At 44.6% G+C, this 15,414-nt stretch carries 14 protein-coding genes; 4 read left to right on the top strand and 10 right to left on the bottom strand.

The features are described 5' to 3' along the window. Window positions 1-259: 259 nt before the first annotated feature. From MHI12_RS07780 to MHI12_RS07765, 4 genes are all read right to left on the bottom strand, one after another. Window positions 260-1,123: a DUF4085 family protein gene (locus MHI12_RS07780; protein ID WP_405172040.1), complete on the bottom strand. Its 864-nt coding sequence runs from the start codon at window positions 1,121-1,123 to the stop codon at window positions 260-262. Between the two features lie 150 nt (window positions 1,124-1,273). Continuing rightward, complete coding sequence (locus MHI12_RS07775) at window positions 1,274-1,663, bottom strand: hypothetical protein (RefSeq protein ID WP_405172039.1); 390 nt, start codon at window positions 1,661-1,663, stop codon at window positions 1,274-1,276. A 69-nt stretch (window positions 1,664-1,732) separates the two neighbouring features. Further along, on the bottom strand, window positions 1,733-2,218 hold the full coding sequence (locus MHI12_RS07770) for an NUDIX pyrophosphatase (RefSeq protein ID WP_405172038.1): 486 nt from the start codon (window positions 2,216-2,218) through the stop codon (window positions 1,733-1,735). After that, window positions 2,215-2,613 carry a helix-turn-helix domain-containing protein gene (locus MHI12_RS07765; protein ID WP_047842123.1) on the bottom strand — a complete coding sequence of 133 codons (399 nt, stop codon included), beginning with the start codon at window positions 2,611-2,613 and terminating at the stop codon, window positions 2,215-2,217. The genes MHI12_RS07770 and MHI12_RS07765 overlap by 4 nt, the downstream gene beginning before the upstream one ends. Window positions 2,614-2,859: 246 nt before the next feature. Between MHI12_RS07765 and MHI12_RS07760 the strand changes: the two genes are divergently transcribed. Then, window positions 2,860-3,447, top strand: coding sequence for an NAD(P)H oxidoreductase (locus MHI12_RS07760; RefSeq protein ID WP_405172956.1), 588 nt, complete (start codon window positions 2,860-2,862; stop codon window positions 3,445-3,447). 96 nt (window positions 3,448-3,543) lie between these two features. On the opposite strand, the gene MHI12_RS07755 is transcribed toward MHI12_RS07760, so the two are convergent. The 6 genes from MHI12_RS07755 to MHI12_RS07730 form a co-directional block, all read right to left on the bottom strand. Continuing rightward, window positions 3,544-4,185 carry a FusB/FusC family EF-G-binding protein gene (locus MHI12_RS07755; RefSeq protein WP_405172037.1) on the bottom strand — a complete coding sequence of 214 codons (642 nt, stop codon included), beginning with the start codon at window positions 4,183-4,185 and terminating at the stop codon, window positions 3,544-3,546. Between the two features lie 296 nt (window positions 4,186-4,481). After that, window positions 4,482-6,098 carry a xylulokinase gene (locus MHI12_RS07750; RefSeq protein WP_405172955.1) on the bottom strand — a complete coding sequence of 539 codons (1,617 nt, stop codon included), beginning with the start codon at window positions 6,096-6,098 and terminating at the stop codon, window positions 4,482-4,484. Between the two features lie 119 nt (window positions 6,099-6,217). Continuing rightward, entirely contained in the window at window positions 6,218-6,685 is a 468-nt protein-coding gene (locus tag MHI12_RS07745; protein WP_405172036.1) for a GNAT family N-acetyltransferase, read from the bottom strand. A gap of 43 nt (window positions 6,686-6,728) precedes the next feature. Further along, the gene (locus MHI12_RS07740; protein ID WP_405172035.1) at window positions 6,729-7,385 is read right to left on the bottom strand and encodes a hypothetical protein; all 657 of its coding nucleotides are present in this window, start codon (window positions 7,383-7,385) and stop codon (window positions 6,729-6,731) included. A 198-nt stretch (window positions 7,386-7,583) separates the two neighbouring features. Next, a complete protein-coding gene (locus tag MHI12_RS07735; RefSeq protein WP_405172034.1) occupies window positions 7,584-8,456 on the bottom strand; it encodes a carbohydrate ABC transporter permease in 873 nt (290 codons plus the stop codon). A 16-nt stretch (window positions 8,457-8,472) separates the two neighbouring features. Continuing rightward, window positions 8,473-9,330, bottom strand: coding sequence for a sugar ABC transporter permease (locus MHI12_RS07730; protein ID WP_175623691.1), 858 nt, complete (start codon window positions 9,328-9,330; stop codon window positions 8,473-8,475). A gap of 275 nt (window positions 9,331-9,605) precedes the next feature. On the opposite strand from MHI12_RS07730, the gene MHI12_RS07725 reads away from it, so the two are divergent. The 3 genes from MHI12_RS07725 to MHI12_RS07715 all read left to right on the top strand — a co-directional run bounded on the left by MHI12_RS07725 (window position 9,606) and on the right by MHI12_RS07715 (window position 15,324). Beyond that, on the top strand, window positions 9,606-11,417 hold the full coding sequence (locus MHI12_RS07725; RefSeq protein ID WP_405172033.1) for a sensor histidine kinase: 1,812 nt from the start codon (window positions 9,606-9,608) through the stop codon (window positions 11,415-11,417). Between the two features lie 307 nt (window positions 11,418-11,724). Beyond that, entirely contained in the window at window positions 11,725-13,335 is a 1,611-nt protein-coding gene (locus MHI12_RS07720; RefSeq protein ID WP_405172032.1) for a response regulator, read from the top strand. Between the two features lie 309 nt (window positions 13,336-13,644). After that, the gene (locus MHI12_RS07715; protein WP_405172031.1) at window positions 13,645-15,324 is read left to right on the top strand and encodes an ABC transporter substrate-binding protein; all 1,680 of its coding nucleotides are present in this window, start codon (window positions 13,645-13,647) and stop codon (window positions 15,322-15,324) included. The last annotated feature ends 90 nt before the right edge of the window (window positions 15,325-15,414 follow it).

Here is a 15,414-nt window from a genome sequence, read left to right as displayed (position 1 = left end):
CCCCAGGATAACCATAATGGTGCCTATTACTTTTAATATTATTTCGATATGTTTAGGGATATCACTATTAGGTGGGTTATCTTCAAACTCGTAATTCGGTTTTATTTTTCGATATCTCATCAGGACAAATATTTTGTATAGAAAATCAGGAAAGAAGTAACATGCAATACCCACGACAAATACGGGAGTAGATAAATAACCAAACGTATGGTGGTCCATTCCATCTCTATTCCCTCCATATTCATCCTCTTGGCCTCTCTCATTCTACCTCTACGAGAATATCAGCACAGTGAACAATCAGCTCAGGCATATTCTCTCCATCAAATAGAACATGAAGTTCATATCCATTATCAATCCGATACAGCTCTTGATACAGCCAGTAACTGCCTACAATCTCACCCTCTTGCTTGATGATTTCGGGTGCAACCAGCGTAAGTTTATTTATATTGGTGAAGCCCCCACGGGTGTCAAAACGAATGACCACCTCATCACCCGTCAGCAGTTCTGTCACTGTACAATCATGAAATTGAACCCGATTATGTATTTCATCGGGAATATCCTGCGCTAGAATGGCTTCCCTGTATTCATTCGATACACGCTCCATCTCTCTCCTATTTTCTGCACTCTGTTTCTTCAACTGAAGCATAACTTCTCTCGTGCAATAACCCAACGTAAATACACGGATATCCGCAATTTGCTCATATATTTCCTTTGGTAATCGTTCTTTCTGGTGTTTGTAATCCCATTCCTGCATCTCTTTAAATGCAATTCTATGCTGTAGCTCGTCAAAAGGAGGCCTCACATCATAATCCGCGATTAATTTCTCGATCCGCTCTCTTTCTTCAGCAGGCATCTGATATACTTTTTTATCTTCTTCCGATATTTCATTCCCACTAAGAAACTTTTCGGCAGATACAAAAACATGGCCATTTTGCTCCAGCAAAAAACGAGGATCTATATTGTACATCTCACGCTGAAGCTCTATATAATCTTTTTCTTTTCTTTTATAACGTCGCAGGAAAAGTGCTTCGTCCAATTCGTAAGCTCCTCTATGTACCCTCATCCCAAAATGAAGCCCTGTCCGCTGACACAGCTCATACCATTCTTTCGTTCGATATCTCATATGCATCTCTCCTGCTAATTTTTAGAAATCTAAATCTACTTTGCTATTAAAGCATAGACCTGATCTCGTTAGAAATTGCTCTATTGTTTGCATCGCTACTCCTCAAAATCCTCAGCCTCAACGATTCCTTATATTCACAAACGCACTGTTCTACCCCAAGGTTTGAAAAAATTTGTGTTTTATCTCTTTGTCGTTACGCGCCGCCCATTCATGCACAGCTTCCACGCCTGCGGATTCCTGACCTCGTTGAAAATAAAAACATAGATCCATCGGCACTAACCGTTTACCGTAGAGTTTGATGCCAATCCGTCTGTAATTCATATAAATACACTCAATCTGAGATGCATCATATCTCTGGTTTTTCGTAGAAATCACATGATCGCTTTCCAGCGTAATACTGGGTTTAGTGAAAAATAAACGCCAGATCAGGAAAACGATATAACCGAGAATAAAGGTCAATATAACGATCAGCGAGTACTTCCAAATACCATTTTTACCGTAAATACCATCCCTGAAAAGTATAGCTTCAATGATCAACATACATAGTAGGCTCAACCATGCTCTTGGATAAATCGTCTTGTATGTGATGAGTTCCACCTCCTAATTATTCTAACCATTAATCCGAAGCCACTCGGAAGGGCCTTTTCTGACAAAATGCTTTTCAACAAAATCCAAAATATCATCAATTCCGGGCAATGCCGCATTTTCTTTAGCTTCGTCAAACGTCATCCATTGGTACTCGATATGTTCATGATTTAACCGGACAACCTGACGTTCATCCACGTATCCTACGAATACGGGAGCGGTATAGATATAATCCTCCATGGGTGAATAATATTGTTCGAATTGATTGGCAGAATACAACCGGACTTCCGTAATACCTGTTTCCTCATGAACTTCTCTAAGTGCAGCTTCCCATGCCTTCTCGCCCTTTTCTATCCCGCCGCCAACATAACACCACTCGTTATGCAACATACGACCAGCCCGCTTCAGCATCAGTACACGGTATTGATCGAGGCTTTTCTTCAACAGAACTACAGCCACGCCTTCACAACGAATAGGGACTACCTGTTTCACGTGCTCTGTACCATTCAATTTCTCGCCCCCTTCTCTTCAGAATCGAAGTCCTCCAAAACTTTAAACTTATCTCCGTGGATTTTATCAAGATGCTCTTCTCCCCAATAACATAGATGATCCAGGGCAGGCTTGAGTCCCCAGCCGTAGTCCGTCAACTCATATTCCACTTTGGGAGGAACCTCCGAATATACCTTGCGCTGTACAATCTCGTCCTTTTCCAGACCTCTGAGCTGTGTTGTCAGCATCTTCTGCGTAATGTCCGGTATCAATCTTCGAAGCTCCGACGTGCGTTTCCGTCCGGTCATCAAATGATAAATAATCAAAGGTTTCCACTTCCCGCCCATCACTTCCAAGGCCGCTTCCACGCCAACTTTATATTTCTTTGTAGCGTTTGTGTCTTCATGTTCCGTCATTTTGAACCCCTCCATAATCAGGCTGTATCCCAAGTGAAAATATAATCTTTTTACTGCTCTTTTTTCTATTATTTGAGCCTATTTCGAGGCATCCATTTAGGGTACTTTAATGTTCCTATAGCACTTCATTCTTCCTATAGAACATCAAAGTGCGTACTTCCAGATGTTTTCATACCTGTTTATAATAGCATCAGCCACTGATTTATGGCTACAAGACTGCAATCCAGAAAGGTAGTGAAAGATAAGATGAACGTACTCGTTGTAGTATCCCACCCAAGAAAAGACTCCTTGACCTTTCAGGTAGCTCAACGTTTTGCACAGGGTCTTACCGATGCCGGTCACGGTTATGAGATATTGGATTTGCATGGGATTGGCTTCGACCCAATTCTCCGAGAGATGGATGAACCAGACTATACCCAAGAAAATCAGGTGTTCTCACCTGAAGTTGAAACCGAGATGAAGCGATTGAAGAAACACGATGCTGTGGCTTTTGTGTTTCCTCTCTGGTGGTGGCATCTGCCAGCCATGCTGAAAGGTTATGTGGATCGTGTCATGAACAACGGATTTGCCTATGGCGCGAACAAACTTCCTCATCAGCAGATATTGTGGATCTCTCTTTCGGGTGTGACGGAAGAACAGATGCATAAGCGCAACTATGGTCAATCGATCGCCAATTTGCTCAATGTGGGTATTGCCGATTACTGCGGCGTGTCCCAATCGAGGGTTGAGTTTTTATATGAAACGTTGGAATCCAAGCCTGAGCATTATGAGGCATTGCTGAACCATGCACATCACTTGGGCCTGAACTATGCCAACGATATTCCGACGCTGTAAAGATATTAATAGCGCTGCATGGTTATAACGTCCCAACTCCGCTTGAACACGGCAAAAAAGGTCGCTCCGAAGAGCGACCCTGTTTGTTTAGATGCATTATTTTACTGTCGAGAGAAGAAACTTCTCCAACATACTGGTATCGGTGATGCTATGGTTGCAAGCTGTGTTATCCATGCATACGTACTGGGCTACAGAAGAAATATTGTCTGGCGTATGACTCTTGGTCTTCACGTTGAAGAATCCAAGCTCCTGATGACGATGACAGAACATACAGTACCCTTTTTTGTTCGTGGGTGTAATCCGGCCCTCAATACCGAGGAATCTGCCTTCGTACGGGTACACGATGAACAAACGACTTGTCGCGATGTCAGTCCATCTCAGATAGGTTGTGTGTGCGTAATCGATGGATTCGAGATCCGGCACTTTAAGCTTCTTGGCCTTTGGAAACAACTTCTGAATCTGCTTCGCTGATACTTGCGGATATGGAATCAGATATGATTCGAGCTGGTTCAGATACGTCTGCAATTCATGTGTCGTCTCATACGTGGATAACTGCTCCAACAGTTGCTTCTGCTCCGGAGTGAGTTCATCGAAGTTGCTCACCGCATTTGTGCCGACCGTATAACGGACGGTTTCCAATACTTTGGGATCCACAACCGAGCGTAGCGTTTTGAGCAGGAAATCAGCTTGTTTTTGAATATAATTAAATTGATGATTCTGAATAAATGGTGTTTGCATGGCGTTCAGCCCCTTATTTTTATTGGAAGAACAAATAAGGTGCAAAGCCTGCGGGATGTAACATTATGTTGATATTGATTTCAGGGCAACAATCTCATTTTTGTCGCGCCCTACACAAAGTCCGCCCCTATTCAGGCTTTGCGTAAGGCTTTCTAGCGAACGAGCAATCCGGCATCATCCATATTGCCACGTCATAACCCCCAATACGATAGATATATCGAAATTATAGCAGGGCAGCATAGTGTAGGCAACGGGCTTCGTTCCAATTTCCTCTGTTCAAGAAATATGATTGATTCTCAGGCTTTCTTCCCATTTTCCACGAAATGATCTACTGCTGACTGCTCAATGGCCAGTCCTTCCGTGTAACGCTCCATGAACAAGGCAAATCCATTCACATCCGCGCTATTTGGAGAAACCTCTTGTCCTTCTGCATCAATAAACACCTTAGTGGTAAGGTAATCCGCCAAACTCTCGTGCTGTTGCTTATTAACCATGTAGGAAGCCAAAATAGCCATTCCCCATGCGCCACCTTCACCAGCGGTAGACATGACCGACACGGGAATATTCAGTGCGGATGCGCATATTTTTTGAGCGACTAGTGGGGTTTTGAACAATCCCCCATGCGCCCAAATGTGCTCAATCGTTACGTGCTCCTTCTGTGTGAGAATATCCAGCCCGAGCCTTAGTGCAGCAAATGCAGCAAACAGATGGACTCTCATAAAGTTTGCCAGATTGAAGCGGCTCTCTGGAGAACGCACAAACAACGGACGACCTTTTGCAATTCCTGTAATATTCTCGCCTGAATAGTAGCCATAGCTCAGTAAGCCACCGCCATCAGCGTCAGCTTTCAGCGCTTCATTGAACAACACACTGAATAACTGGTTCATATCGGGCTTCTGTCCCATCGCCTCATAAAACTCACGGAACAAGTCGACCCAGGCATTAATATCGCTGGAGCAGTTATTCGCAAGAACCATAGCCACAGGATTGCCATCAGGTGTAGTCACGATGTCAATCTCAGGGTATACCCTAGATAGGTTTTTATCTAATACAATCATTGCAAAAATCGATGTACCTACGGAAATGTTACCCGTACGTTTTTGGACACTATTCGTAGCGACCATGCCTGTTCCAGCATCACCTTCCGGAGGGCACAGTGGAATATTGGATTCCAAGTTACCTGATGGATCTAACAGTCGGGTACCAGCTTCACTAAGATATCCGGCATGTTCACCGGCAGTATACACTGTAGGTAAAATATCTTTAAGATTCCACGCGTAGCCTTTGTCGGCAATTATATCGTCAAACTTATTCAACATTTCTTCATGATATCCCAGTGTGGATTCATCAATTGGGAACATACCTGAGGCATCCCCTATACCCATAGCTTTACTGCCAGTTAACAGCCGATGTATGTAACCCGATAGTGTCGTAATATAATTGATGTTAGCTACGTGCTCTTCTCCGTTCAAAATCGCTTGATACAAATGTGCGATGCTCCAACGCTCTGGAATTTTAAACTGGAATTTCTCGGTTAGCTCTGATGCAGCCTTACCCGTTGTGGCATTGCGCCATGTACGAAACGGAACCAATAACTCCCCTGTTTGATCAAGTGCAATGTAACCCTGCATCATAGCAGAACATCCGATTGAGCCAATTTTTTGTATCGTTACACCATAATTTTTTTCAATCTCTTGCTTTAATTGATGATAGGTTTGTTGCAACCCATGAATCATTTCATCCATAGGGTAAGTCCAGTAACCGCCAATCAATTGATTTTTCCACTCATAACTGCTGGAACAGATGGTATTAAAATGGTGATCAATAAGTACAGCTTTGATTCGTGTGGATCCAAATTCAATGCCTAGCGAAGTTTCTCCCCTGACTATTGTTTGTTTCAAGTTTTGATCCATCATCGTATTCATCCTCTCTGAATTTGAAATAGCTCAATTCGGGAATAGGTGATTTGAATAGCCCAAATCAAGGTGTAAATTTCATGAAGAAAGAGCAGGATTGAAGGTGTAACAGACAATTACAAAGTTAATACCGCCTGCACTTCACCACATGCCAACATTTCACCTGTTTGAATAAAACCAAGAGAATCATAAATTTTCTTCGCAACGACATTTTCAGGTTTGTAGGTGAGTTCTACAACTTTGGCTTTTCCACGTGGGAAAGTCCTCGCATACTCAATTGCTTTTACTACCATTTCTTTACCATATCCCTTACCTTGATATCGCTGGTCAATCATCATCTTGAAGATGCCATAACTGCTATAATCAAAATTGCCATCCCCGTCATCATAGTACATCGAAATAAAACCTACCATATTGTCTTCCTTATAGACTGCAAAAGTAATAATAATCTGCCCCTCATCTGAGGCAACGTACGCTTCAGCAAGTGCATGTTGGTTCGAGGATATGAATCTTTGTTGGTCTGGAGTAACTTTAAGTTCAATACATTCGATAAAATTATCCCAAGTTACTCTTCTAAATTCCATTTTGAATTCCCTCCCGCACTTATCATCATTACTATTTTCTTCTCTATCTCACTGCACTCGTAAAACTCGCTTTAAAAATAAGATCATGCACATTGGTGTAAGAATCATAGTACTCAAGTGCCTGTTTTCTTTCTTCGTAAAACGACTTCAACCTCTCTTTGTCTCCAGTATCGACATAAGCGATTAACTCTCGACTTGCTTTTTTGTATGCTTCTACACTTCGTCTCGCAGATCCAAAATCAAAGGAATTATAGTCTAGCACGGGAGTAAAGTTCTCCGGTCGGATTCCCGCATTTGATTCAGCTTCCGCTATGAACTCGTGTAATTTCGAGAAATCTACCGGCTCTTCCAGCAGCACATTGCCCAAAATGTGAACCACTTCCTGATCCATCTTGTTGAATCGCGTTATAAAGACATGATTAAACACATGCATCTCCATCAAATTTCTGGTGTACAGAAAATAGCTATTAACCAAATGCAGCGTTGAGTTTTTATACTCTACCGAGAATCTCGCACCTCGAAGAATATTAGCCGGGATATATACTCGGCCGTCTATCATTTTTGCTTCGACTCCTGCCTGTGTTTTGAGTTCCTTTTCATTAAAAATCACGCTGATTTTCTTAGGTGCACTTGAAACGGTATGAGCCATGGAGCAGCTTAATAACGTTACAGCAAGTGTCAACATCATCATCTTTTTCACTATGTACAACTCCTCGTCAGGAATAATCAGGATATATTTGCATTTCACTTTTCTTATCGTACCATTTTATTGAAATAAAGGTAATACACTACATATGTGCAACGTTCTTTTTCCATACAACAAAAAAAAGCCACCTCCCTGGCCTTCCCCAGTTCAGTGACTCCTTTTTCACAACCCTATCCTAACCCCTACATTCAACTACTCCTTAACAGCACCAACTACGATCCCCGTTACAAAATAACGTTGCAGGAATGGATACACAAGCAGGATCGGCAGCGCGCTGATAAAGATCTGCGAAGCACGAATCGTCCGTTGGGACAGGTTCTTCACCGCTTCCGGATCAAGCTTCGACATGTCAGCCTGTACGATGATCGTCTGCATGAAAGTCGCAAGTGGCAGCTTTTCCGCATCACGGATGTAGATGATCCCGTCGAAATAAGCATTCCAATGCCCAACCATCATGAAGAGTGAAACCGTTGCAATAACGGGTACGGAGACAGGCAGATAGATTTTGATAAACGTCTGCAAGTGACCTGCACCATCAATAAATGCAGCTTCCTCCAGATCCTTCGGAACGGTACGGAAGAAATTGAGCAATAGAATGATGTTAAACACCGCGACCAATCCTGGCAAAATCAATGCCAGCAATGTGTTCATCAGTCCCAGCTTCAGAATCAGGATGTACCCCGGAATGAGGCCACCGCTGAACAGCATCGTGATGACAAAATACCACAGATAGATGTTACGTGCACGGAACACCCGTGTCTCTTTGGAGAGCGCATAGGCTGCAAGCGTATTAACGATTAACGCAAGCCCTGTACCCAGTACCGTCCGCTCCACGGATACCCATAAGGAGGAGAGGAAGTTGGTATTGGCAAATGTTTTCGCATACGCCTCCAGTGTAAATCCAATCGGCCAGAAGGTTACGAGACCAGCATTTGCAGGTGCAGATGCGCTAAGAGATACCATGAGCAAGTGATACAAAGGCAGCAAACAGAGCAGGGAAAGCAGGGTCAGGAACACATTGTTGAATATGCTGAATATGCGGTAAGGCATCGTTTTATGATACATTTGTTCGTCCTCCTTTCTAGAAAATTCGGTATCCGGCGAATCGGTAAGCCAGTCGGTACGAGATCACAATCAAGATCAGGCTGATGACCGATTTGAACAGATTCACAGCGGTAGCGAAACTGAACTGCCCACTAAGCAGACCTTCTCTATACACAAACGTATCGATAATATCGCCTTGTTGATAAATTAACGGACTATATAAGTTAAAGATCTGGTCAAAGTTGGCGTTAAGCACGTTCCCCAGTGCCAAGGTTGCAATGACGATCCCAATCGGAATAAGAGCCGGGATGGTAATATACATCGTTTGCTTCCAGCGTCCTGCGCCGTCCACCTCAGCTGCCTCATACAGTGCCGGGTTAATGCCGGACAATGCCGCGAGGAAGATGATCGTGTTGAATCCAAACTCTTTCCAGACATCACTCGCGATAATCGTGAACCGGAACCAGCTGCCATCCCCCAGGAAGAAGATCGGCTTGATGCCGAATACCGAGACCAGGAACTGATTGACGATACCCGTCTGGGCCAGAATGTCGATCAGGATACCGGATAACGTTACCCAAGACAGAAAGTGTGGTAGATACACGAGCGTCTGAATCGTTCTTTTCAGCGCCATCTTCCGTACCTCGTTGAGCAATAAGGCAAAGATAAACGGAATGATCAGATTCATGACGATCTTCGTACAGGCAAAAAATAGCGTGTTCCACGTAATTTGCAGGAAATAATCATTTTCCCACATGTACCTGAAGTGTTTCAGTCCTACCCATTCGGAATTGAAAAATCCCAGTGCAGGTTTATAATCCTGAAATGCCATCAAAATCCCGGACATCGGAATGTATGAAAATATAAAGACCATAATGGCCGCCGGCAACACCATGAAGTGCAGAATCCATGGCTGTTTATAGCGTTTTTTTCTCTTTTTTTCCAGCTTGTTCCCAACGTTTGCCTGCGGGACCCGCTTACCCTCCAATTTAGCCTCCATAGCACTGCTCCTGTTCCCAAAAAAAGTTTTTGTGTGTGATGGGGTTCTCTGATATAAATAGTATCAAGCCATACTGAGGTCTGCTATATAACATTGTTAGGCTTGATAGTGTTTTGTTAGGGCCATCCTAGGAAGAAGTTGTTTACACACGAATTTGAAGGAGACTTTTCATGTATATATGGAAGCGCTTAATGCCTTTTCAAAATAAAACCAGATCCCGATTCAGTCTATTTGCCAAAATAAACCTATTAATTGTGGTCTTGTTCATCCCCATTCTTATCATGTACACCTACTCGAATAACGTCACCTATGATGTCGTCAGCAAAGAACTGCAGATCTCCAACACGAAGCAGCTCACGTTTCTATCCAGTCAGATCGACTCCCGCATCAATCAGATGATGGATTTCAGCCTGATTCTCTCCCGAGACCCGAACGTCAGAGCATTCAACGGCCTCAACATGTGGGATGATCGATATGACCGGATGCAGACCCGTTATGTAATTCAGGAGAAGATGACGCTTCAGACGAGCGTTACCGATATATGGCCTACCCGATATGCGGTGTATTCACAGCAGAATGAGGATGTCATCGCCAACTACAACCGAACTACAGGATATGATGAGGCTTATTTGAAAAAAAATATGAGCGGACAATGGACCTATGGGGACCAAAGTGCGGAATCACAGGATGAGATGAAATCCTTCTATTGGTTCTTTACGGACTCCCTTGCCCAACCAGGAATGCTCACTGGAAGCAATCTGGTGATTGAAGCCAGCTTCAGCTATGAGAATATTCAGAATATGCTGGATACGTATAAAGCAGGCGGACAAGGTGATCCTTTCTTATATCACAAAGGAAATTCACCCATTCTGAATCGCAGCGCGGACAAGCAGTTATCCGCAGCACTTACTCAGTATCTGGATACACACTCGCCAGAGGATACCACACAGGACGTGGTCGAACTGAACGGAAAGAAATATCTGGTTAGCTCCGTGAAGTCTACCTATCTGGATTGGCATCTGGTTGACGTCATCCCGCTGTATCAGATTCTGAAACCCATCTCGCTGAGTCAGAATCTGTTCTACACCTGTATGATTTTATTGCTGGTGGTAGGCATCTCTGCTTCAATCCTGCTGTACCGGAATGTCCAGTATCCGATTAAACAGCTGATCAAAGGCTTACGCCGCGTCGAGCAAGGGGATTATTCTGTCAGACTGCATAGCAAAAACCAAAATGAGTTCTCATTCCTGTTCCGCCGATTCAACGATATGTCCCATCAGATTCAGGATCTGATCGAGAATGTATTCCATGAGAAAATTAGAGCCAGGGAAGCTACGCTTAAGCAATTACAAGCGCAGATCAATCCGCATTTCCTATATAATTGTCTAGGTTATATCATCAACATGGCCCAGATGAAGGACGAGCAAGCCGTGGTCTCCATGGCGCATAATCTTAGTGCCTACTACCGCTATACCACCCGTATGGAAAAAGAGACATCTTCGCTTCAGGAAGAGATCAAGCTGCTGATCAACTATCTGGATATCCAGAAGCTGCGCAATGGTCGAATTGAGTATCACATCGATATCCCTGAGGATATGCTCTCCCAGTCGGTGCCACGATTAATGCTTCAACCGATGGTTGAGAATTCCGTGATTCACGGTGTGGCGAAGTCCTATTCATCCGGGGAAATCCGAATTACCGGGGAGCGCTTGAATGGTTTTGGCAGAATATACATCGACGACGATGGTCCTGGCTTGAGCTCGGAACAATACGAAGCACTCAACTTGAAGATGCAGGAACCTTTACAAGAAGAAATGGGCTGCGGCCTTTGGAATACGCATCAACGAATCACGCACCTGTTCGGTAGTCATTCCTACCTCCTATTCGGCCCATCCCCACTTGGCGGATTCCGAACCGAAATCATCTGGGAGATACCAAAAGATGACACAGATTCCGATAAAGGAAATACCGATACGAATTGATACGATACGAACGATAAGTTGATATTTGATTTTGAACGAACTATTTACAAGAACATTTATATAAGGCCTTGTTTAAAATAAATGATTAGAATTTACGTGAACTCAAGCGAAGGATTGAAGGGATTCTGTAGAAACGAAGTGTTCGCCTTTCAAGCACCATTTTTACCTTATAATCATCTAATTCAGAAAATGGGGCTTGAACAGCGATCGAAAGAACCCTTCAAATCCGTAGCGATTTTGTTCACTTCACGTATCCTTTGATTTTAATTATTGGCCTTATATACCAACCACCAAGGGAGACATTATAATGCACATGATGATCGTAGACGATGAAGCACATTGGGTCGATAACCTGTCCATGACCAAGCCATGGCACACACTGGGGATCGAACATGTGCATAAAGCATACTCAGCACACGAAGCACTACAAATGATCGATACCCACCCCATCGATATCGTGATCTCAGACATTCAGATGCCTGAAATGACAGGTATTGAACTGATCGAACGCATCCGCATCCGGGACAAAAAAATTAAATGCATCCTGTTATCCGGGTATTCCGAATTTGATTACGCCAAAAAAGCCATCCAGTTCGAGGCTGTAGACTATCTGTTGAAGCCGCCCACAGACGATGAATTAATGGGTGCTGTTCAGAAGGCCATCGATCAATTGAACAACGAATGGGAACTTGTCAGTTCACTGACACGAACACAGTTTACGTTGCGAGAGAATCTCCCCCATTTGCGAGGACGACTGCTTCTAGGGGCGTTGCAGGGACAACGAATCGCCGCTGCGGAATGGGATCGGAAGCTCGCCAATTACAATCTCCCCTTTCATACCGGGGATGCTGCTTTAATGCTGGTACGGCTGGAAGAAGAATTCGGACACTATGACAGCAATGATCAGACCCTGATCGAATATGCGATCATCAATATGGCGGAAGAGATTATGGGTGAGTTTATGGAAGTGTGGGGCGTGAAGGAGGAGCACGGATATCTGGTGTTTCTACTGCAAATGAAAGAACGGAAAGGCGATATTGGCAAAGAAACCATCCTGGAGAAGTTATCGATTCAGCTTCAATCCAAAGTAAAACAGTTTCTGAAAGGCTCCCTCTCCATTGTCATCACCGAGTGGTTCACCTTTCCGGACCAGATTTACGATCGCTTCCGTCAGGCTTCCGCCTATTTTCGGCAGATCGTCGGCGACGAACGCGAATTTGTCATGCGTGTCAGCGATGTCGAGACACCTGCGGCGCAAGGTCCCTTGGATGTACTGTACACCCCGCCCACCTTCATTAGTCTGCTAGAGAGCGGACAGTGGGATGCAGCGGAAGAGAAAATCCTCGCGGTCTGCGCGGAGCTGGATGAGAAATGGTCGGAATCATGGGAGCATTGCATGGAGGCTGGTTTTCTCATTACGGCTTCGTTCACCAACATTGCTCACCGGAACAAGCTGACTCTGACTACTTTAATGGGAAATGATGTCGAGGATTTGCAAAGTGGGGAAGTTTTCGCTACCATCAGCAAACTTCGGAAATGGTCGCTCAGCGTGCTGGGCAAACTCAAGGAAGGCACGTCCAACGAGATCAAGGACATCCGTTCAGAGTATGTGAAGAAGATTCAGGATTTTACAGATAAGAACCTGCATCTGGATGTGTCTTTGCGTGTGCTTGCTGACCATGTCAATCTGCACCCCACCCACCTGTCCAAGATCTATAAAATCGAAACGGGCGAAGGCATTAGTGACTATATCTCTCGCCTGCGTATGGATCGGGCCTGCCACAAGCTGGTCACGACCACCAAAAAAGTGTATGAAATCAGCATGGAGATTGGTTATATGGACCCGGCCTATTTTATCAAAGTGTTCAAGCGCCAATTTGGCGTTACACCGCAAGAGTACCGAGACCAGCACAAATAACATCTTAGAGGTTGTTCAAAAAATCCGCTTTTGATTACGAAGGATGCCTAACGGCATCATCAGCATCGAATATGGAATTCAGCCGAAATGTCCGTTGCTCACGTAGTTTGCCTACGCTCCGCTACTCCATTTCTAGCTTTATCCCATCTTCTCGGTACTGAAAACCGAATTTTTTGAACTTCATTTGAACATTCATTTGAACATTCACTAATAGAGTCCTATCAAAACTAAAAAACTCATATAGATGCACTCCCGCACAAATTGGTACAGTTACACTGTAAAGATCATACACCGTAGGGGGATTGAACAATGATCAAAATCAAAAAAACATGGTGGTCACTGCTCATGGTTATCGCACTCATCACGATCACTGCGTGCGGCAGTGGCGAGACAGGCAGTGACAATGGTAATAATACGCCGGGAACTGTCGGCTCAGCTGAAGCAGAAGCTGCTTTTGCTAAAGGAAAATATGACCCACCCATCGAGTTCAGTTCGGTATTGATGCCGAAGAAATACGTGCAAGGAGATACCAAAGAAAATAACGTGCACGATCGCTGGATGCTCGAAACGCTGGGTATGAAACATAAAGATACTTGGTATCCGGCCAATGACGATCAATACAGACAAAAGCTGCAACTGGCAATCGCCTCTGGCGAGAAACTGCCTGATTTCGTTACCGTACCCACCAATGCAGTACTGACGAATCAGCTGATCGACTCCGGTCAATTCATCGCCATCGATGAGTTGTTCGACAAGTACGCGAGTCAGACCCTGAAAGATCACGCAGCAGCACATCCTGAACTGTGGTATCCGTTCACCAAGGACGGCAAGAAATACAACATGCCGATCATGGAGTACACGGATAACGACGATACACTGCTCTGGCTCCGCGAGGACTGGATGGAGAAGCTGAACCTGGAAGCTCCGAAAACCATCGCAGACCTTGAGAACATCATGGACAAATTCAAAAACGAAAACCCGGACGGTCTGTCTCCAGACAAAGTATTCCCGCTGGCGATCTCGCTGAAAAATAACACCAACACCTGGATGGGTCAGCTCGACTGGTTGTTCGGTGCATACGGCACAATCGAGGAGCAATGGAACAAAGACGCAAACGGCAACCTCGAATACGGCTCCGTTAACCCGGGTGCCAAACAAGCCCTTGCCAAGCTGGCTGAATGGATGGATAAAGGTTATATCCACGCTGACTCCGCTCTGTGGGACGAAGGCAAATCCGCTGAAAGCTGGACAGCTGGCAAAGCGGGCATTCTGCCTGGCGCAAACTGGGTACCGGACTGGCCTGCACCTGACCTGCTGAAGAACGTACCTGGCTCTAAGTATAAAGCTTACCCTGTTCCTGCTGGCCCAGATGGCAAGATCGGTACGAAGTGGCAGAACTCTGGTGTCAACGCAAGTATCATGATCAACAAGGATGCTAAGCATCCAGAAGCCATCTTCCTGTATTACAACTACTTGCTTGATAACCTTGCGAACCCGAAAGCGGGCAGTGAGTATGAATACGGCTTCGCCAAAGGTTACGACTGGGATATCATTGACGGACAACCGACCAGTGACAAAGAGAAGATCAAAGACTTCTCCAACGAATTCCCTTTCCTGACCGGTCCAGCACGTATCCCGGATCTGTACATGAAAACACTCGTGAAGCTGGCCAACGGCGAGAAGCCTGAAACACCGTACGAGAAACAAATGGCTGAATTCCGTAAACCGGAAAACTGGTATGCAGGTAAAGTCGTTATGTCCCAGATCGACGTCCGTAAACAAAACTATTTCACTGGCGCAGCAACACCAACCATGGTATCCAAATGGAACCTGCTCCGTCAGTCCGAGATGGAAACCTTCAACAAAATCATCTACGGCAATCTGCCAATTGATGCCTTTGACCAATTCGTCGCCAACTGGAAATCCAATGGCGGAGATCAGATCACGCAAGAAGTGAACGATTGGTTTAAGTCGGTAAGTGCGAAGTAAGAATTGAAGAAGTAACACGGGTCAAAATAAAAGAATAAATAAACAAGCCGAAGCGTGCATTGCCATCGCTTCGGCTTGTTTTTCTATATC

It is taken from the genome of Paenibacillus sp. FSL H8-0280 (assembly GCF_045040665.1).
Lineage (GTDB): Bacteria > Bacillota > Bacilli > Paenibacillales > Paenibacillaceae > Paenibacillus > Paenibacillus xylanexedens_A.
Note: the sequence above shows the minus strand (reverse complement) of the source record. Positions and strands in the feature narration are given on the sequence as shown.

Bases quoted from the DNA above. Each gene is read 5' to 3' on its own strand.
- MHI12_RS07780 (WP_405172040.1), bottom strand. From the start codon at position 1,123: ATGAGATATCGAACGAAAGAATGGTATGAGCTGTGTCAGCGGACAGGG.
- MHI12_RS07775 (WP_405172039.1), bottom strand. From the start codon at position 1,663: ATGTTGATCATTGAAGCTATACTTTTCAGGGATGGTATTTACGGTAAA.
- MHI12_RS07765 (WP_047842123.1), bottom strand. From the start codon at position 2,613: ATGACGGAACATGAAGACACAAACGCTACAAAGAAATATAAAGTTGGC.
- MHI12_RS07760 (WP_405172956.1), top strand. From the start codon at position 2,860: ATGAACGTACTCGTTGTAGTATCCCACCCAAGAAAAGACTCCTTGACC.
- MHI12_RS07755 (WP_405172037.1), bottom strand. From the start codon at position 4,185: ATGCAAACACCATTTATTCAGAATCATCAATTTAATTATATTCAAAAA.
- MHI12_RS07750 (WP_405172955.1), bottom strand. From the start codon at position 6,098: ATGGATCAAAACTTGAAACAAACAATAGTCAGGGGAGAAACTTCGCTA.
- MHI12_RS07745 (WP_405172036.1), bottom strand. From the start codon at position 6,685: ATGGAATTTAGAAGAGTAACTTGGGATAATTTTATCGAATGTATTGAA.
- MHI12_RS07735 (WP_405172034.1), bottom strand. From the start codon at position 8,456: ATGTATCATAAAACGATGCCTTACCGCATATTCAGCATATTCAACAAT.
- MHI12_RS07730 (WP_175623691.1), bottom strand. From the start codon at position 9,330: ATGGTGTTGCCGGCGGCCATTATGGTCTTTATATTTTCATACATTCCG.
- MHI12_RS07725 (WP_405172033.1), top strand. From the start codon at position 9,606: ATGTATATATGGAAGCGCTTAATGCCTTTTCAAAATAAAACCAGATCC.
- MHI12_RS07720 (WP_405172032.1), top strand. From the start codon at position 11,725: ATGCACATGATGATCGTAGACGATGAAGCACATTGGGTCGATAACCTG.
- MHI12_RS07715 (WP_405172031.1), top strand. From the start codon at position 13,645: ATGATCAAAATCAAAAAAACATGGTGGTCACTGCTCATGGTTATCGCA.